At 62.6% G+C, this 18,611-nt stretch carries 20 protein-coding genes; 12 read left to right on the top strand and 8 right to left on the bottom strand.

Annotation, left to right across the window (positions count from 1 at the left end):
- The first annotated feature begins 27 nt into the window (after positions 1 to 27).
- From FGF80_RS02930 to FGF80_RS02920, 3 genes are all read left to right on the top strand, one after another.
- Positions 28 to 624: a hypothetical protein gene (locus FGF80_RS02930; protein WP_138652131.1), complete on the top strand. Its 597-nt coding sequence runs from the start codon at positions 28 to 30 to the stop codon at positions 622 to 624.
- A gap of 97 nt (positions 625 to 721) precedes the next feature.
- A complete protein-coding gene (locus FGF80_RS02925; protein ID WP_006184736.1) occupies positions 722 to 1,816 on the top strand; it encodes a hypothetical protein in 1,095 nt (364 codons plus the stop codon).
- Positions 1,817 to 2,944, top strand: coding sequence for a hypothetical protein (locus FGF80_RS02920; RefSeq protein ID WP_138652129.1), 1,128 nt, complete (start codon positions 1,817 to 1,819; stop codon positions 2,942 to 2,944).
- A gap of 816 nt (positions 2,945 to 3,760) precedes the next feature.
- Here the strand turns inward: FGF80_RS02920 and FGF80_RS02915 are convergent.
- Positions 3,761 to 4,015, bottom strand: a complete 255-nt coding sequence (locus FGF80_RS02915; protein WP_006184738.1) for a winged helix-turn-helix domain-containing protein — start codon at positions 4,013 to 4,015, stop codon at positions 3,761 to 3,763.
- 230 nt (positions 4,016 to 4,245) lie between these two features.
- On the opposite strand from FGF80_RS02915, the gene FGF80_RS02910 reads away from it, so the two are divergent.
- Positions 4,246 to 5,010: a zinc ribbon domain-containing protein gene (locus tag FGF80_RS02910; RefSeq protein WP_238705339.1), complete on the top strand. Its 765-nt coding sequence runs from the start codon at positions 4,246 to 4,248 to the stop codon at positions 5,008 to 5,010.
- A gap of 11 nt (positions 5,011 to 5,021) precedes the next feature.
- On the opposite strand, the gene gvpO is transcribed toward FGF80_RS02910, so the two are convergent.
- From gvpO to gvpA, 3 genes are read right to left on the bottom strand one after another with little or no spacing between them, the layout of a single operon-like run.
- The gene (gene gvpO, locus FGF80_RS02905; protein WP_006184740.1) at positions 5,022 to 5,567 is read right to left on the bottom strand and encodes a gas vesicle protein GvpO, halophile-type; all 546 of its coding nucleotides are present in this window, start codon (positions 5,565 to 5,567) and stop codon (positions 5,022 to 5,024) included.
- A 52-nt stretch (positions 5,568 to 5,619) separates the two neighbouring features.
- The gene (gene gvpN, locus FGF80_RS02900) at positions 5,620 to 6,642 is read right to left on the bottom strand and encodes a gas vesicle protein GvpN (protein WP_138652127.1); all 1,023 of its coding nucleotides are present in this window, start codon (positions 6,640 to 6,642) and stop codon (positions 5,620 to 5,622) included.
- Positions 6,643 to 6,648: 6 nt separating this feature from the next.
- Positions 6,649 to 6,933: a gas vesicle protein GvpA gene (gene gvpA / locus FGF80_RS02895; protein WP_006184742.1), complete on the bottom strand. Its 285-nt coding sequence runs from the start codon at positions 6,931 to 6,933 to the stop codon at positions 6,649 to 6,651.
- A 230-nt stretch (positions 6,934 to 7,163) separates the two neighbouring features.
- Between gvpA and FGF80_RS02890 the strand changes: the two genes are divergently transcribed.
- The 8 genes from FGF80_RS02890 to gvpM all read left to right on the top strand — a co-directional run bounded on the left by FGF80_RS02890 (position 7,164) and on the right by gvpM (position 11,713).
- A complete protein-coding gene (locus FGF80_RS02890) occupies positions 7,164 to 7,787 on the top strand; it encodes a GvpL/GvpF family gas vesicle protein (RefSeq protein WP_138652125.1) in 624 nt (207 codons plus the stop codon).
- Positions 7,788 to 7,789: 2 nt separating this feature from the next.
- Positions 7,790 to 8,044 (top strand): gas vesicle protein GvpF, encoded by a 255-nt coding sequence (gene gvpF / locus FGF80_RS02885; protein WP_006184744.1) that lies wholly within the window; start codon positions 7,790 to 7,792, stop codon positions 8,042 to 8,044.
- Positions 8,044 to 8,595, top strand: a complete 552-nt coding sequence (locus FGF80_RS02880; RefSeq protein WP_138652123.1) for an Hsp20/alpha crystallin family protein — start codon at positions 8,044 to 8,046, stop codon at positions 8,593 to 8,595. Before gvpF ends, FGF80_RS02880 begins: the two co-directional genes overlap by 1 nt.
- The gene (locus tag FGF80_RS02875) at positions 8,592 to 9,509 is read left to right on the top strand and encodes a hypothetical protein (RefSeq protein WP_138652121.1); all 918 of its coding nucleotides are present in this window, start codon (positions 8,592 to 8,594) and stop codon (positions 9,507 to 9,509) included. The genes FGF80_RS02880 and FGF80_RS02875 overlap by 4 nt, the downstream gene beginning before the upstream one ends.
- 83 nt (positions 9,510 to 9,592) lie before the next feature.
- A complete protein-coding gene (gvpJ, locus tag FGF80_RS02870; protein ID WP_138652119.1) occupies positions 9,593 to 10,138 on the top strand; it encodes a gas vesicle protein GvpJ in 546 nt (181 codons plus the stop codon).
- On the top strand, positions 10,135 to 10,473 hold the full coding sequence (locus FGF80_RS02865) for a gas vesicle protein K (protein ID WP_006184748.1): 339 nt from the start codon (positions 10,135 to 10,137) through the stop codon (positions 10,471 to 10,473). The genes gvpJ and FGF80_RS02865 overlap by 4 nt, the downstream gene beginning before the upstream one ends.
- Positions 10,470 to 11,396 (top strand): gas vesicle protein GvpL, encoded by a 927-nt coding sequence (gvpL, locus tag FGF80_RS02860; RefSeq protein WP_138652117.1) that lies wholly within the window; start codon positions 10,470 to 10,472, stop codon positions 11,394 to 11,396. Before FGF80_RS02865 ends, gvpL begins: the two co-directional genes overlap by 4 nt.
- On the top strand, positions 11,393 to 11,713 hold the full coding sequence (gvpM, locus tag FGF80_RS02855) for a gas vesicle protein GvpM (RefSeq protein WP_006184750.1): 321 nt from the start codon (positions 11,393 to 11,395) through the stop codon (positions 11,711 to 11,713). The genes gvpL and gvpM overlap by 4 nt, the downstream gene beginning before the upstream one ends.
- Before the next feature lie 222 nt (positions 11,714 to 11,935).
- Here gvpM and FGF80_RS02850 read toward each other — a convergent pair whose 3' ends face one another.
- From FGF80_RS02850 to FGF80_RS02830, 4 genes are all read right to left on the bottom strand, one after another.
- The gene (locus FGF80_RS02850) at positions 11,936 to 12,151 is read right to left on the bottom strand and encodes a hypothetical protein (RefSeq protein WP_006184751.1); all 216 of its coding nucleotides are present in this window, start codon (positions 12,149 to 12,151) and stop codon (positions 11,936 to 11,938) included.
- Between the two features lie 312 nt (positions 12,152 to 12,463).
- Positions 12,464 to 13,501, bottom strand: a complete 1,038-nt coding sequence (locus FGF80_RS02845; RefSeq protein ID WP_138652115.1) for a Gfo/Idh/MocA family protein — start codon at positions 13,499 to 13,501, stop codon at positions 12,464 to 12,466.
- Positions 13,502 to 13,995: 494 nt separating this feature from the next.
- Positions 13,996 to 15,057 (bottom strand): zinc-dependent alcohol dehydrogenase family protein, encoded by a 1,062-nt coding sequence (locus tag FGF80_RS02840; RefSeq protein ID WP_138652113.1) that lies wholly within the window; start codon positions 15,055 to 15,057, stop codon positions 13,996 to 13,998.
- A gap of 820 nt (positions 15,058 to 15,877) precedes the next feature.
- Positions 15,878 to 18,133 carry an NADP-dependent malic enzyme gene (locus FGF80_RS02830; RefSeq protein ID WP_138652111.1) on the bottom strand — a complete coding sequence of 752 codons (2,256 nt, stop codon included), beginning with the start codon at positions 18,131 to 18,133 and terminating at the stop codon, positions 15,878 to 15,880.
- Positions 18,134 to 18,611: the final 478 nt, after the last annotated feature.

Here is an 18,611-nt window from a genome sequence, read left to right as displayed (position 1 = left end):
TACCATGAGAATAATCAGCTAAACCACATGACCGGACTCGGCAAGCACTTTGCAGTCACTCTCTTACAACAGGAAGCACAGTCGTCAAGCACATTGCTATCATTGTTTGTGGGCGTTGGTGTTTCTTTCCTCTCTGCGATTCTTGTGTACACTGCACGGCAAGTATGGGAAAAGAAGAAACTACACAGGGCACTGATCACAGAGGTCGGGGAAATGGACGGAATCAAGATTTGTGCAGAACATATGGATCGAATCAGAGCCCCTCCAAATCGCCAACTGTCTGCTGACGATGTACCTGCCGAAGACTCGATCCCTACCACCGTGTACAGCACCACCGCAGCCCGAATCGGTCTTCTTGGTGGGATACTCGGTGGGAACGAACTGGAGGGAGCTGTCAAGTTTTATTCAAAGGTTCTTCGATACAAATCCATCATCCGCGAAATCGGCAGCCAAGAACATGTCGCAACAGTTAGCAACGGTGGCAGTAGAACTGGAGCAAATTCAATGCCAGTCTCAGACAGTGATCAGGAGGATCTGTACAACAAAATTGGTATGCTAAACGATGTACGAGACAAGATCATCAGAACAGAGTCGTTTGACGTTGATTACCCGGAAGAACTGTGATAGAGACTACCCGCAAGAACTAACTGAATTGTGTACATGCGCTTATATATGATCCAAAGTTCGCTTTCTCCCGCATCTCGTAGGAGGTGCAAGACCAGTGAGTGATACGACTGGTGACTTCCTAGGACTGAGTGGCCTGGAATTCGAGAGTCGAGAGTCCTTCATCAGCTACCTTGATCAGCAGTACCGGCAGGAGAAGTTGACAGGGAGTTTCAACATTATTGCTGCTGTGAACAACTTGGACGACCCAGCCAAGTTCGCCCCACTACTCAAACAGCGGTTCAACGTCCTTGAGGAGAATGACGATCTGCTACGGATACACACGACGGTTGATGAAGAGCCGGTCTATAGCTATATCTTCCTTGACAACACTGCACCGATCTTCCTAACGAACGCGAATAAGACCGATCAAATCCCACCCACCATCATCCGGTTCTTGCAGGAAACCCAGAACGTTGGACGGTTGATGCTGTCGAAGCGTGAGATCGATGAGACACGGAAGGCGATTGTCTCGGAGCACGAGAACGTGATGATTCCCTTCTTTAGCGCTCGTCGATCTGCTGATGAACCGATTACAGCGCAACGGAGACCGGATACAGAACGCTCGATCCAGTATCGGGCTAATGATGGGCTAGAAACGTATCGAGAGATGCGGTACAATTACGGCGTGTTGCCGTCCATTATGACGTTTGAGTGCCCGAACCAGTTCAAATTCAAAATAAAGAGCGATGGGACGTTCGTGCACTCGAAGGGTGGTCTCGAGACGTTATGGGGGTGCTTGAAGCAGGAGATTGAGAGAGTGGAAGAGGTCGTGCGGTACGCAAATACTGGCTCCTACGAACAAACGGAAAGTGCTTTCATTTCCGAAGAAGAGCAGTTTACGGTAAGTAGACCGTGGGCCGTGGAAATTGAGGAGGGTATTTCAGCAGAGCCCATCAAGTCACTGCCAACCCAATTGAACAGTTCATTTTGGGAATTCAGCGTTGCAGATTGCTATTTGCAGCCAGAAATCCGATCCTTTGAAGCAGAAGTTATTGACGATACCACGCAGGAGCGTACGACGATGAAGACAAAGGGGAACGATATTCGGATCTACCCGCGAGAGTTCACTGATGTTGATCAGTCACTTAGACTGTATAACTTTATCAGTGATCACTTCGATGCCGATTGTAAGCCGAAGAAGGTCGCATGAATGAGAGGGCCAGAACATTACGATAACGAGTACTATCAGCAGCTCGGGCCACAAGACAAGAAGGACTTTGAGAAACTATTCCGCAAGAAGGTAAACTCGATCGACGAGGAAGGTGCACGCGAGAGTTACGAGCGGTCTTTCCAGTCGAATTTTGAAGCTGAGTATCGGCTATTTCGGGATATTGTGAATGCGTTTTCTTCTGGACAAGCCGGGTTTGAGGCTACTGTTGTTGATCCACTGTATGAGTTCGGGGACTCGAATGCGGAGGTACTGCTGGCAAAATTCCAGTCCAATAGCGTTCACCTGTGTTTTGTTTCCTGCTGTGTTGGGGGTCATAATTACACTGAGTGGATGTCTGGGGTGAACGAAACACACGAACTGGCCAGTGATGATGAGATGATGGAGGCCCTGAAAACGCATATCAATTGTTCTGGCTTGGAATTGGGAACGGTGCAGTACGTGACTATCACGCGCGATATCGATATTCCTGATGCCGATGTCCGGATTCTAAAGGCTGGTACCGATCCTGAGTACTACGCTGTCTGGAAGTTGCTTCGTTCAGCAGAATATAATGAAGAGGAAGAAGAGATGGAAGATGCTAAAACAATAACGTATCACGATGGAAAAATGGCTGTTCCCGACTTCCAACAACTTTGTGAGCGGGGAATTGATCCCACAGCTGCTGAGAACGATGACATCAAGTATTCTCTCACGTCACACCCTGTCTTCCCGGTCGGGGAGGTGTGTTTGGATCTCTATTTGGACAAGCTGGGTGATAAGGAGAATCCAAAGGAATTCTATGAAAATGAGTTTGAGGAGGCATTTTTAGATAATATTTACTTTGGGAATGATCGTGGTGCGATGACGTCTCTAGCAGAGGATCAGGTTGACATCTTGCTTGAGTTTGGGCTCAAGCATGGAATTTTGAAGGAGGATTCTGATGTTGTAGATGAGCGTGATTATAAGATAATGTGGGGTTCGGAAGATGCGGGCGCTATCAAATCAATGGTGCGAGAGAAGTTTATCGATTCGAAGGTTCCGGAGGAAACCGGGGAGATTGCATTCTTGCGTGCGAAGGAGGATTTCGAGGAAGGCGAGCACTCCCTTGATGACTTCGACATGGACTGATTCGGTGTCTGTTCTCTCGAATTTCGCTACCGCAGGCTAAGTGGCTGACCTGTCTTTCACATGTTGTGGATGTGATTTTACCTTTCCACTCCTTATCGGCTAGTATAGCTGCAACTGAACCATACGTTGGGAGAACATACCGCTGCGGGAAAGTTACAAGCGTTGCACTCGTGAGCGAGAACTCGCAGCAAAAGTTGGGTGATATTATAATTATCTTGACGCTCGGCCAATCATTCTATAAATAGAAGATGTTGAAGTGTTATCCTGATTCAACTGCCTGGGGTCGCACGTCGACAGAATCCGATTCCCTAATATGCACACGAGTTGCCGATTGTCGTGTGTATATTGAATAGACTATTGTCTGGAAATTCATCATATTTTGGGTCTGGTGAGCGAATTTATAAGCACACATCGTTCGGATGATCTGAAAGGTCATCGAATAGCCTGTGTTCACGGCAGGTCCAGAAACACAGCCTAAAGCACCAGTCTTTTAATCATATAAGTAAGTCAACTATTATGGGCACGGAGCGGAGAAAATTTTGGTCAAAGAGAACAATAGCCTATATTGTGGGAATGACAATTGCCGTGACAGTCTCTGATATCGTAAGTCCAGCAATTGGGATCTCAAATAATATATTACATATCATTGTGACAGTTATATGTGCGTATGTTTTTATTACAATTCTCGAATTGATACTCACAATGGGAAATACTACATGATGGAATAAATTGGAAGGTCTATCTGACGATCTGTTTTGAGGGAGGAGTGATTAAAAACAAACCGGGGAAACGCAGGCTAGGTCGTTCGTGCTCCCATTACTTCGGTTCGAGTTCGCTCGCGTCAATCTCGCCCTCGAGCCATAGCCGTCCACGATCGGTGATTCGGTAGTATCCGTCCTCGACTCGCTCCACGAATTCGTACGCGACCAAAATAGACAATCTATTTGTCACGTGCTGACGAGACAGATCGCCGTTTTTCGCGATCGCTGTGGGGCCGAGCATGAGACCGCCCTCAAGGATCTCAAGGATGATCTCGTCGGCTTTGACCATCCAGTCCGCCCGCTTCCTCATTACCCCTACACTGTCGGAGTTCTCCTTACACTTGTCGGTAGCCTAGAATGTTTAGTCAATACCATCAATCTCAATTTACGGTATCGTCAACACATTTATTTCAGTGGAACGGGTATTATCCGATAACGCGAGCCACACGCGGATCTGCCTGTCCTGGTCCGCTCGGAAAATGCGGACCGGTGCCACCAACACCGGGTCCGCACGGCTCGCGTAGCCATGGGACGCAAGCCATGTCAAACGACACTTCACGGGGCCTTGAAAGCCCCGACGCGAGAGACGCATCGCTCCACTCCGCCTCCATCGACGGGACCCGAACTGACCGCGAGGAAACCCCGATCGGTGTCGACATCGGCGAATACAACATCTATACGGCCTGCCCGATCGACCTCCCGGACTGGCGGGGCGCGCACGCGGTCTGTGGGGACGACCTCTGCCAGCGACTCGACGACTTCCGCCGCGAGGCCGCCGCCGTGCTCGCCAGTTCGTACGATCGACCGACCATCGCCGCCTACGTCCAACAGCGTCGCGACGCCCTCGTCGCGGCCCTCGATGCCGCGGCGCGGACGGTCTGCGAGTACGCGACCGCCTACGACGATCCGGTGTTGGTCACCGAGGACAGCCACTACAGTCCGGACCTGTGGGCGTGGCTGACCGCTCCCAACGCCCACCGCGGTTCGACATGGCTCCTCTCAGCGGCACACCTCCGGCTCCGGACCGTCGCCGCCGAGTACCGACTCCCGGTGGCCGCGGTCCCCGAAGCCTACTCCACGCAGGAGTGTCACGCCTGCGGCGTCCTCGGGACTCGAGAACTGAACACGATCGTTCGATGCACGAATTCGAACTGCCACGTCGACACCGTGGCCGCGGATTGCAACGCCGCGAAGGTCCTCGCCCGACGCTACTACCCCGGCCGATGCTGTGACTATCGCCCGGATGAGTCGTCGCATCCCGGCGATCGCCCGGCGCTCGCCGCCGACGGCGGACGCCCGGACTGAGCGCTCGAGCGTTACTCGAACTGGGCGGTGTCGCCGCGCCGATAGCGGTCGACCCGGCGGTAGCCGTGGACGGTCGCGCTGGGGTCGAGCTCGAGTTCGTAGCGGCCGATGATGTCCTGCGTGTCCGGCACGGCCCGGCGCTCGACGACCTCGACGACGGCTCGCCAGCCCTCGTCGGTCGGCGTGATCTCGCTGACGCCGTCGAACTCGTGGCCGATGAGGTCGGTGGCGGTCGACCGGACGGTCTGCCGAACGGCGAGGATACCCGCGATCTCCGCCTGGTCGACATCGATGTCCGCCTCGACCTCGTCGGGGTCCGTCTTCTCGGCCGCGGTCATGGGCGTCGTCCCGCGCGATCGCGGTTCGTCGACCTCGCCGCGGTCGGCCTGTTCGTCGGCCTGGTCCTCCGATTGGGGTGGCTGACTGTCGCTCACTGTGGGATCACTCTCGTCGTGTTGGTAGCAAAAGCCGTCGTCCCGGGCGGGGCGCGAGCAGCGCTCGCCGTCCTCGGTGAGGGCCTTGCACTGCTCTCGTGATTGGGCGTCGGCTTCGGCCATTTTCGTGGTGTGGTCTGCGGTCCGTTCTGTGTTCGATCGCCGCCGCGTCGCGTCAGATGGTCTCGGCGACCCGCGATCGCAGGTCGTCGATATCGCTGCCGCCTTCGCCGGCGACCTTCGGCGTGAGCACGTCCGTGAAGACGCGGCGCAGCGTTTCGTCGTCGAACTCGCCGTCCCCGTCGTGCCCGTCGAAGACGGCCAATCCCGTCGCGGCCGTGATCGCCGCACGTGTGCCGACGACGATCTCGAGGGCGTCCCGGAGCGCCCGCGTCGTCTCGACGATGGCCGCGATATCGTCCGCGGAGAGGTCGACGTGCGCGCCGACGATTTCGCGTTCGGTCTCCGCGTCGTAGTAGTCGACGTGGACGCCGATGAACCGATCGAGCAGGGCGTCTTGCTGTTCGTGGACGCCGGCGTACTCCACGTCGTTCGAGGTGAGGATCGCCCGGAACTCGGGGTGGACGTCGATCGTCCGGTCCTCGCCGCGCTTGCCCGGTCGCTCGAGAACGCCCTCCTCGAAGACCGAGAGCAAGACGTTGTGGGCGGCGGGGTCGCTGCGGGAGAACTCGTTGTAGACGAGCGTCGCACCCTCCCGGACGGCCACGGAGAGGGGGTTGTCGACCCAGCGCTCGCGGACGATCTGGGTCTTCTTGTCGACACCGCTCACGTACCGGTCGTGTTCCTCGTAGCGCTCGCCGCCGGCGTGGGAGCCGACGAGCGCTTCCGTGTCGACCGCCTCGTCGCCGTTGAGCCAGACGACCGGGCGGTCGCGCTCGGCGGCGGCCGACAGGGCGAGCGCCGTCTTGCCACTCCCCGTCGGCCCGATCAGGTGGACCGGCTGGTCCGCCTCGAGCCAGCCGCTGATCCTGCCGCGCAGCGACCGGACCGCGTCGGTCTCGACGAACGGTTCGGGAACGACCTCCTCGGGGTCGGAGAGGGGGGTGTCGCCGTTGCGTTCGTCGGCATTCGATGCCCGTGCGAGCGTTTTCTTCGCCTTGCGGCCCTCCTTCTGCTCCCGACTGGCCCTGATCTTCGTGCCGCGGACCGTTCGCTTGCGCGACGTATCGTCGACCATGGAGAGTTACTCCGCCGACTTCGGCGACGATTCGGGGCGGGGTTCGACCTCGAGTTTCTCGAGTTCCTCGAGATCGCCCTCCGCCGTGGCCTGCTCGATTTTCGCGATCTCCTCCGCGTAGTGCAGGAAGGTGTCGACCGAGGCGACCACGACGCGGGCCTCGATCGTCAGCAGTTCGATCCCGACGACCGAAATGCGCGCCCAGACATCGATGACGACGCCTTTGTCGAGGACGCGGTCCAGTACTTCCGCGAGGCTCGAAGAGTCGGGCCGTCGTTGTGGGTGTGCCATACACCCGTGCTTGTCCGGCAGTTCGTAACACGGCTTGGACTGCGACTGCAAGCCGGTGTGACCGAGTCTCCGTCGATGCGACGTTAGCGGACTCGCCGGTGAGGGAGCGATGTGGGCTGCGTCTGCAAGCATCACGGTAACCCGGTGCGGTGGTGTAGTCTCGACGACGATACTCGAGCACGCTCGCCCGCAGCGTTCGGACGAGTACTGCTATCGCACCCACTGAAACGATGAGTAACCGATACGTCTACGGCGTCGTCGAAGGCGACACCGTCGAGTTCGAAACCGAGGCCGTCGCCGGTGCCGATCGCGTCTATACGATCTCGCATCGCCGGCTCGGTGCCGTCGTCTCGGATATCGACACCACCGACCCCGAGGAGACGGACGAGGATGCACAGCGCCACGACGATGTCCTCCGGGAAATCATGGCCTACGACGGCGGGACGACCGTCGTCCCGATGCAGTTCGGTATGGCCTTCGAGAGCGACCGGGAACTGAAGAACGTCCTCCGCGGGGCGCGACCGGCGTTCAGGCGCGCGATGAACGACATCGAAGGGAGGGTCGAACTCGGCCTCAAGCTCGTCAGTGAGGCCGACGCCGATATCGACCGCGAGGCCATCGAGGCGGACGCCGCGGATCGCTTCGAACCGATCGCCGACCAGTCCGTCGCCAACGGCCTGTTCAGCGATCGACTCGTGCTGAACCGCTCGTATCTCGTCGCCGAGGACGACCGCGAGGCGTTCGACGAAGCGGTCGCCGATTTCGAGGCCGACCACGACGACGTGATCGTCCAGTACACGGGTCCGTTCGCGCCCTACAGCTTCGTGGACGTGACAATCGGAGCCCAACAGTAACCATGTTCATCCTCGACGACCTCCTGCTTCGGCCGTTCGTCGGCATCATCGACGCGCTCCACTCGATCGCGCTCGACGAACTGTACGATATGGCGGCACTCGAGGACGCCCTCAAGGAGAACCAACTGTTGTACGAACTCGGCGAGCGCCCCGAAGCAGAGTACCGGCGTCGCAAGGAGGAACTCGAGGCGGAACTCGAGACCGCCCGCGAGGTCCACGAACGCCTCTCGAGCGGCCGCGTGGAGGTGAAACGATAATGAGTGAGACGCCCCCGCACGACGACCGCGACGAATCGCCCGACGACTACCGAGCCGACGACGACCACTGGCTCTCCAGCCTGCTGTCCGCGCTGGAATCGCTCGAGGACGGCTCGGCGTCGACCTCGGGGCGGCGACGGAGCGACCGCACGATTTTCGATTACGACATCTCGATCCGATCGGCCGACGATTTCGCTGCCGAGTCGCCGCTCGATCGAACCGGGGACGATGCCCGCCGGGACCGCGACGGCGGCGACCGTCGTTGCCGATCGACGGGTCCCTCGAGCGATCACAACGTGGCGACCCGAACGGACGACGACGAACTGCTCGTCACCGCCGACGTCGCCGGTGCCGATCCCGACGACATCACGGTCGGCTTCGACGAGACGATGCTCGTCGTCGCCGTCGAGGGGATCGAAATCGACCGCATCGAGGTTCCCTGGCAGGAACCGGACTCGAGCGCGACGATCAAGAACGGGGTCCTCACCGTTCGCATCCGGCCCGGTGCGGCGGCGAGTGAGGGATCGACGGACGAGGAGGACGACGAATGAGCGACAACGACACCGAGACGGCGTTCGACGCGCTGATCGCGGACGCGACAGAGAGCCTCGGTCGACTCGAGGAGACCCTCGCGAACAGCGAGGCGATCGACGACCTCGACGACGACACCATCGAAACGCTCGTCGGCGACCTCGATACCCTCGAACGGGTCGCCGAGGAAGTCGGCGAGTTGCTCGAGGCGCTCGATCTGAGCGAGTTACCGGACGCGGTCGACGGGGACGCCTTCCTCAACGCGATCGAATTCGGGGCGGCCCCGGACGTGCTGGCCACCGAGGACGAGGGCGTCACCGACCTCGTCGACGTCACGGAGTTGATCGGCGCGATCGACCTGTTGAACGCCTGGAACGCCGCCGACCTGACCGCCGTCTGGGAGAACAAACGCGAACTGGACGACGCTCTCGACGAACTCGCGGACGGCGACGACGCCGGACTGGTCGAGGATGCGGTGTCGGATATCGCGACCGGCGACGACGGTGACGGGCTGCTCGGTGACGACGGAGACGGCGTGCTCGACACCGGAATGGACGCCGGTACCGCGGCGAAGCAAGCCCTCGGCGATATCGATGTCGCCGACGATCCGGCGGCCTATCAGGTCGCCATCCAGCAGCAGGCGATGCGGGGCATCGACGCCTTCCGGACGGCGCTGCTCGAGACCCACGAGGCATTCGAGCACCTGTACGAGTTCAACCGCGAGAAGATGCGCCGCCAGGACAGGGGGACGAACTCGCGGAACCCGACGGCGGCCTCGACGATGCCCGTCGACCGGCGCGACCTCGGCGGCGGGGCCCGGTACGCGACGGTGCCCCAGGACGTGAAGCTCTCGACGGCCCCCAGCCGCAAGCGGATCTACGGCCGGCGGTTCGAACTCAAGCGCGAACGACAGCGGAGGCAACCCAATGACTGACCCACCACTCCGACGACCGACCGACAGCGAGGTGAGTGCGACGACCGACTGCGCCGCGGTGACCCGTTCCGGAGGTGATCGCGATGGTCGATGACTTCCAGCCCAGCCGCCAGAAGGCTGATCTGGCCGAGGTCGTCGAGATGTTGCTGGACAAGGGGATCGTCATCAACGCCGACATCGCCGTCTCGATCGGCGATACCCAACTGCTCGGCGTCCAGGTCCGGGCAGCCATCGCGTCCTTCGAGACCGCGGCGACGTACGGCCTCGAGTTCCCCGAGGGAACCGACATGCGTCGGGTCGCCGAGGCGGTCGACGACCCCGAGATCGCGGAGCAGGACCGTCCGAACCCGGTGATCGATCCGACCCGCGGCGTCAACATCACGGCCGCGGACGACGCCGACGGCGAGGCGGGGTCCTCGAGCGACGACGAGGGCGGCGAGTCGACCGAGAGCGAGCGGGCCGTCGCAGACGAGACCATGGTCAGCGAGCGGCTCGGTTCCAGGCCCGACCCCGGGCAGCCGACCAGCGGCGGGTTCGACCTGCTCAGCGACGACGCCGACGGCGACTCGAGCGACGAGGGCGCTCCCGAAGCGGAGGCCGAGACCGAATCGGCGGGTGACGAGTCGTGACGGCGATCGACGTCGGCGACGGCGAGGACGCGCGCGACGGGCTGATGACGCTGGTTATCGCCGTCGTCGAGATCCTGATCGACGCCCTCGAGCGCGAGGCGGTCCGGCGCATGGAGTCGGGGACCCTCACTGACGAGGAGATCGAGCGGCTGGGCGGCCAACTCGCCAGGATCGAGGCCGAGATCGACCGGCTCAAAGCCGACGAGGGGATCGAGGACGGCGTCGACGATCTTCGAAGCGATCTGGACGGGCTGGTCAACGACGCGATCGAACAACTCCACGGCGAGCCGACGACGAGCCCCGGCCACTCCGTCTTCGGAGGTGAGTCCGAATGAGCGACCGTGACGGGTCCGCCGATCGACTCGAGACGACCGCGGGGGCGGGAGCTGCGGAGCCGGCCGACGCTCCCGCGATCGACGAGGGACGGTACCTCTACTGTCTCGTTCGGGCCGACGAGGACGCCACGCTCGAGACGACCGGCGTCGACGGAGAGCCGGGTTCGATCGTCACCGCGGACGGCATCGGCGCGGTCGTCCACGCCTGCGACGGCATCTACGACTCGGGCGACCTCGCCCAGATCAGGCGCTGGCTCGTCCGCCACCAGACGGTCGTCGACGAGGCGGGTCAGGCCTTCGGGACGCCGATCCCGTTCCAGTTCGATACGATCCTTCGGGGCGACGATGACGGCGTCCGCGAGTGGCTCCGCAAGGAGCGGGATACCCTCGAGCGGGCGCTCGACGGCCTGGCCGACCACTGGGAATACCGCGTCGAGGTCGTCGAGATCGACCCGATCGACGACGCGGCGCTGCTCGAGCGCGACGAGCGGTTGCGCGAACTCGACGAGCGGATCGCCGACGCCGACGAGGGGACGGCCTTCCTGCTCGAGCAGCAGTTCGAGCAGCGGCTGACCGAACGCCGGGCGGCCCGCCGGGAGTCGGTGACCGCGGACCTCCAGGAGCGACTGGCAGCGGAGGCGCGGGAAGTCCACGCGCTCGAGCGGTCGCCGAGTGCGCAGTTGTCGGACGACGTAGCCGGCAGCGGCTCGACCGCGAGCGACGACGGGGAGACCCTCTGTCGGCTCACCCTGCTGGCCCACGAGGACGACGAGGGGGCGATCGGCTCGATCCTCGACGACGTGGCGGCAAACGACGGGCTCGAGGTCCGGTTCACCGGCCCGTGGCCGCCGTACACGTTCGCGCCGGAGTTCGGCGATGACGGCGACGGAACCGCGACCGAGCACGCGAACTCACGACCATGAGACCGCGAAAGGACGACGAGAGCCTCGTCGACGTGCTCGACGTACTGCTCAGGGACGGCGCGATCCTCCGCGCGGACGTGATCGTCTCGGTCGCGGAGGTTCCGCTGGTCGGGATCAAACTCACTGCGGCGATCGCCGGGATGGAGACGATGAACGAATACGGCCTCTTCGAGGACTGGGACGCACACCGCCGCAAGGCGGCCGCTGGTCGGCGGCTGTACTACGACTCCGCGCCCGACTCGGAGCACGAGGGGGTGACCGAACTCGGCGTCGGGAGCGCCCGCGACGATCGACCGGGCCGGGACGAAACGGACTGAAAAAGGCTCCCATCGCACCCGTCGCCTCGAGCGGCGGCGCAACGCACTGTCTCATCCGGACTGGTCACGCGTCAGGAGACCGGTCGCTCTCTTGTTCGGGTGCGAGTGAAGCCGAACGAGTCGCGCTCGAAACGAGACGGTAAATCCGAACGTCCGGCCCGCTACTGGGATCGAATCGCGGTCCGGTGTCGGTCAATTGTGCCCCCGAACGGGGGCCGCCAGTCAGGCGTATTTCGGCCGCTCGGTCGTGTGTTCGACCTCCCCGGAGACGGTCTCCTCGTCGCTGTCGTCGTCGTAGACGTACTTCCCGGTCGCGCCACAGAGGGTACACTCGTAGGTCTCGGAAATCTCGTTGATCATCTCGCCGTCCTCGAAGTAGACGCGACTCTGCGTGATCTGCAGGAACTGGGCGGTCTCGCAGTTAGTGCAGGTGATCATACCCGTTCGATAGCCATCACCGGTTGTAGTTATCCGGCTTGTAACCGAAAGCGACGACCGCCTATCACGGTTTTACCCGGGTTGCGGTCGGTAACACGGGCGCGGGCGGGCCTGACCGCCAGCCGCCGTCGCTCGAGCCGGGCCGAACGCCAGTAATACTCGCATAATCGCCCGATACGACCGGGATCGGCGGCGACATCCCGCGAACCGATCCGGCCGCTGCAAACACCGCTTTCCCGACGGAACGAGCCGGTTACCGTGGTCCGGGTTTCGGTGGTGTCTCGCTGCCGACGGGGACTCCGGGGCCCGCGATCACCCGTCTCCATCGAGGGAAGTCGCCGAGGGACCGATAGCGACGCGGTCACCCGTCCTCGCCGCCTCGTACGCCGCCTCGGTCAACGCCGTTACCCGGAGCGCGTCCCGGACCGTCGCCGGCGGTTCGCTCCCCGCCTCGATGCTCTCGAGGAAGGCGTCGGCGCGGGATCGCTCGCCACGGGGATCGACGTACGGGATGTACTCCCCGGCGTCAGGATCGATCTCGCGGACGGTTCGCGACCCCCACTGCGTCCCCTCGAGATAGACCGCGCCCTCCGCGTCCCAGAGGTGGATGTGCTCGCGAACCGACGGCGCGTCGCCGTGAAAGGAGAACGTGCCGCTCGCCCCGTTCGCGAACTCGACGTCGAGGTGGGCGCGGCGATCGACCCGGCGGTCGTCGTCGTGAAAGTCCATACTCGCGGCGACGGAGACCGGTTCGAGGCCGGTCGTCCAGAGCGCGCCGTCGAGGACGTGGCTCCCGGTATCGTACAGGAAGCCGCCACCCGACAGGTCGGGCTCGAGCCGCCAGGTCCCCTGCGAGTCGTCGATCCAGTCCTGCGTGATCGAGGCTGTCAGCCACGTCGGTTCGCGATCGACGAACCGCTCGTGGGCGGTTCGGAACGCCGTCTGGAGGTGTCGCTGGTAGCCGACCATCACGGTCCGGTCGCTCCGCTCGACCCGCTCGACGAGGTCGCGTGCCCGTCCGAGATCGGTCGTCAGCGGCTTGTCACAGTAGACGTGACAGTCACGCTCGAGGGCGGCGACGACCTGCTCGTGGTGGAGGGTGTGGGGGGTGCCGATCAGGACCGCATCGAGCGGCGCGGCCGCGAGCATCGCCGGATACTCGGCATAGCGGCGGTCGCCCGGCACGTCGAACTCCCGACCCACTCGCTCGAGACGGTCCGCGTCGAGATCGCAGATCGCCTCGACGGTCGCGTCCGGATGGCGGTGGAACTGCCCGCCGACGGTCGTACCGATGTATCCGAGGCCGACGATACCGAGCCGAACCGGGCGTGGCGAAGCGCCGTCAGTCATACGCGCTCGAACCATTCCCAGCGCCATCCCTCTAGTGGCGTCGCAAGCAAGCACCCGCCGCGTACCACTATCGGGGCGGCCCAGCGCATCGGAATGTCGCCCGACGAGGCGACATCGACGAATTCGAACCGTAGCAGCGGTCTACAAACGGCGTAGACGGAACCTGTCGTCGGTTCGGGCGCGCTACCGGCGTCCAAACCGCCGCATAACAATACCTGACCCGTCCGTTAGGCGACGTGCGGGGAGGAAAGGCCCCGCCGGGTACACGCGCAGACCGACGCGCTGACCGGCCGATTGCGTGCGTTCGTGCCCGGATCGCTCGACGTGGACTCGCCCCCGCTTCGAGTACGCTCATGTCTCTCACGCCTAGGGCGGTTCCCGCCCCGCCCGGGTTTCGCGATATCAGTGTCGAACAGCGACGGCTCCCGGAGGTCGCCGCTCGCGATGCTGCGTCGGTGACCGATCCTGTCGATCGGTCGGGGTTCGAGAGCGGGTCAGAACTCCGTGATGACCGGAATGCCGACCGTCTCGTAGTCGTCCATCGATGCTAGCGTCTCCGGTGCTTCCTCGAGCGAGAGCGTTTCGCCGATGATCTTGCTCGGCTCGAGCGTGCCCTGTGCGATCAGGTTGAACAGTTCCTCGTAGCGGACCAGCGGCATGCCGAAGGAGCCGTGGAAGTCGATCTCCTGCATCGTCATAATGTCGACGGGGAGTTCGATCTGGCCCTCCTCTTCGCCGGTCGTGAGCCCGACCTGAACGTGGCTGCCGCGGGTGCCGAGGCTGGTGACCGAGTTCCGGCAGGTTTCCGCGATCCCCAGCGCGTCGATCGAAACGTCGGCACCGTCGCCGGTGATCTCTTGAACCGCGCCCGGCGCGCTGTCGACCTCGGTGCTGTTGATCGTCTCGACGGCACCCAGTTCCTCGGCGCGCTCGAGTTTGCTGTCGAGGACGTCGATCGCGATCGGGTGTGCGCCCAGCGCCTGGGCGATGTGGATCGCCGAGAGCCCGACGCCGCCACAGCCGTGGACCGCGACCCAGTCGCCGGGTCGGAGGTCGGCGCGGTCGGCCAGCGCGTGATAGGCCGTCATGAACCGGCAGCCGAGGCCGGCCATCTCCGCGAAGTCGACTTCGTCGGGGAGTTTGACGCAGTTGAAGTCGGCTTCCCGAACCGGGAAGGCCTCCGCGAACGCTCCCGGCGCGAACTCCGACAGGCCGAGGGGGATGACCGTCTCGCAGTTGTTCGCTCGCCCCTCGCGGCAGTGGGAACAGCTGCCGTCGCCGAGGTGGAACGGTACCGCCACGCGGTCGCCCTCCTCGAGCGTCTCGACATCGTCGCCGACCGCCGACACGACGCCAGCGGGCTCGTGGCCGAGGATTTGGCCTTCCGGGACCCCCGCACCGATCCAGCTCCAGTCACCCTGCCAGGCGTGCCAGTCGCTGCGACAAATCCCACACGCCTCGGTCTCGACGATGACCTGGTCCGGTTGCGGGTCCGGGTAGTCGACGTCTTCCACCGAGAGCGGTTCCCCATGTTTCTCGAGTACGGCTGCTCGCATAGTTTGATGATTAAATGGGAAGTACAAAAGTATAGGCGGTCGGCTCATATATCGCGAGTCGGCAGCCGAATGGGGCGCGGCCGCGGCGATCTACCTGTTGGACCGCGCTCCAACCTGATTGTCTATATGTCTTACTAACAGAATACAATTCGAAGTGGTAGGTTTGTCGACCGAGGCCGATCGACGAAGCGCCTCGCTCGAGCCGTCGAGGTCCACCTCCGAGGAGGTGTGAGTCGGGTTCCGCAACCGAGCCCTCGGCGATCGAACCCCGAGACGTGCGAACGCTCGTCGACTGCGGATTCGGCCTTCGGTTACGCGCGAAACGAGGGAGTACAGCGGTGTAGGGACCGACTGATAACCGGCCAGCTGGCGGGGAACGAGCCGGTCCGAGGGACGCCGGAACGGGACGCCGACCGATCGGCACCGACGCCACGTCGGCGACCCGCTCGAGCCGAATCGGCCGACGAGATAAGTAATCTATTTTCGACAGTAGAGAGAAAACATCACGTGTGAGTTAGGTCTGGATCGAATCCCGACAGCGAACCCGTCGTCCGAGTCCCATACCGGGCGGTGCTAATTACAATTATACGCTTGTAATCCCTTCCGGAAGGGGAGTCGCGATTCGCCACACTTCCCCGCGTTGCGGGCGTTCAGGAACGCTGAACGGGCTGGGCGACGGCGAAACTTCCCCGACGGGCGACACAGCCCGCAGGACAGACGGATCATCGAGGCGCTCCACGGGTCCACCCGGTGGGGCGAACCGGTCGCCCTGGCGAGTGCCAACTGAGCCGGGACTCCTATCGCACTCGACGACGCTCGATCAGGGCCCGTCGTCTTGGGCGTCGACCGTCGCCACGGCCGCGAGGTTCACGATATCCTTGACCTCGTCACCACGCTGGAGCACGTGGACCGGTTCGTCCATACCGACCAGCATCGGGCCGATCGCATCGGCCCCGCCCAGCCGCTGGAGCAGTTTGTAGCCGATGTTCCCGGCTTCGAGGTTCGGGAAGACCAGCACGTTCGCGGGCTCCTCGAGGTCGGTGAACTCGTACGTGCCGGTTAGCATCTCCTCGACGACGGCGGTATCGGCCTGCATCTCCCCGTCGACGGGGAACTCGACGGTTGGGTCCTCACGGAGCCGGCGGGCCGCTTCGCGGGGCTTGCGCGTCCCCTGGTTGTCGACGCTGCCGAAGTCCGAGTACGAGAGCAGGGCGGCACGGGGCTCGACGTCGAACCGGCGGGCCAGATCGGCGGTGTGGCGGGTGACCTCCTCGAGGACGTCCTCGTTGGGTGCCTGATTGACCGTCGCGTCGGCGACGAAGAGCACGCGGTTCTTGAACGTCAGCATGTAGACGCCGGCGGCGTACTCGGCGTCGTCGGCCGTGCCGATCACCTGCAGCGGCGGCCGGAGCGCCGAGGGATAGTGGTTCGTCAGTCCCGTGAGCATCGCGTCGGCGTCGCCGCGGTCGACCATGACGCTCCCGAAGTAGTCGGTGTCGTTGCGGATCATCGACTCCGCCTCGCGGCGCGTGATGCCGTTTCGCTTCCGCCGCTCGTAGAGGTGATCGGTGTACGCCTCGTAATCGCCGCTCTCGGGATCGACAACGGTCGGCTCGAACTCGAGGCCGAGGTTCGCGGCCGTGCGCCGCACCTCGTCCGCGTCGCCGATCAGGACCGGCTCCGCGATGCCCCGTTCGACGATCTGGGACGCCGCCCGCACGATCGTTTCGTCAGTTCCCTCGGCCAGCGCGATGCGCTTCGGGTCGGCTTTCGCCTTGTTGAGGACGACCCGCATCATCTCGCGGGACTTGCCGAGGCGCGCCTCGAGTCGTTCGACGTACTCGTCGATATCGCACTCGATACGGGCCGCACCGGAGTCGATCGCCGCGCGTGCGACCGCGGGAGCGACCTCGAAGAGCACGCGGGCGTCGAGGGGTTTGGGAATGATGTAGTCGGGGCCGAACTGGAGCGGTTGGTCGCCGTAGGCTTTGACCACCGAGTCCGGGACGTCCTGCGTGGCCAGATCGGCCAGCGCCGTCGCCGCAGCGACTTTCATTTCCTCGTTGATTTCGGTGGCGCGGACGTCGAGCGCACCGCGGAAGATAAACGGGAACCCCAGAACGTTGTTCACCTGGTTCGGATAGTCCGAGCGGCCGGTAGCCATGATGACGGTATCGTCGCGGGCGGCCTTGGCCTCCTCGTAGCCGATCTCCGGGTCGGGGTTGGCCATCGCGAAGATGATCGGGTCGTCGGCCATCGACCGAACCATCTCCTGACTGACGATGCCGCCGGCCGAGAGGCCGACGAACACGTCGGCACCCCGCATCGCGTCCGCGAGATCGCCCTCGGGGAGATCTCGAGCGAACTGCCGGCTGTACTCGTCCAGGTCCCCGGATTCGGCCCGCTCGGTCGTCAGCAGACCGTCGATATCACACATGGTGATGTGCTCCCGACGGACGCCCAGCGAGACGTAGAACTCGGCCGTCGCGACCGCGGCCGCGCCCGCGCCGGCGAAGGTGACCTCGATGTCCGTGAGGTCCTTCCCGGAGATCTCGACGGCGTTGAGCAGGGCAGCACCGCTGATGATGGCGGTGCCATGTTGGTCGTCGTGGAAGACGGGAATCGACAGGCGCTCGCGGAGTCGCTCTTCGATTTCGAAGCAGTCCGGCGCTGCGATATCCTCGAGATTGATGCCGCCGAACGTCGGCTCCATCGCGGCGACCGACTCGACGAACGCGTCCGTGTCGTCCAGATCGAGTTCGATGTCGAAGACATCGATGTCGGCGAACCGTTTGAACAGCACGCCTTTGCCCTCCATGACTGGCTTGGAGGCCTGCGCGCCGATGTCGCCCAGCCCGAGGACCGCCGAGCCGTCGGAGATTACACCGACGAGATTCCCCTTCGTCGTGTACTGGTAGGCCTCGCCCGCGTCCGCGTCGATCTCCTGACACGGCGCGGCGACGCCGGGCGAGTACGCGAGCGAGAGGTCCCGCTGCGTGTTCGTCGGCTTCGTCGTCGCGATTTCGATTTTGCCCGGCGGATCGGTCCGATGATACTCGAGCGCGTCTTCGTCCATGTGTGATCGTGTGTCTCCGGCGGACCGACAAAAGAGTACGGCTGTGCTCGTCGGCTGTGCGACCCGGAACGGACCCTTTCAGAAACGTGACTGATCTGTACCGTGGCATGGATCGCGTCGCGGTCGGGACACCGATACGATCGGCCGCCGGCGGCGAGGTCGTCTTCCAACTGGACTCTCGAGACGGCCGTGTGGCTAAGTGCCTGTGTGTAGTCATATCAAATGAAACTCGACACTCCATCCATTGCGTTTACAGCCATAGATCAGTAACTGACCCCGTCGTCGGTCGGCCGCGATCGCTCTCCACGCCATCCGAACGGTTCTGTAACTAATCGGAGCAGAGCACAACCGGGCGGTCACTCCGATCCGATAGTTCGAACGGCATCGATACCGCGTACGGAGCACCGAACGCCCTTTCGGCCGCCTGTGGTATGCGTATAGCACGTGAATATATAACTCCGCAATGACGGTCCCCGTT

Source organism: Natrinema pallidum, assembly GCF_005890195.1.
GTDB classification, from domain to species: Archaea; Halobacteriota; Halobacteria; order Halobacteriales; family Natrialbaceae; genus Natrinema; species Natrinema pallidum.
Note: the sequence above shows the minus strand (reverse complement) of the source record. Positions and strands in the feature narration are given on the sequence as shown.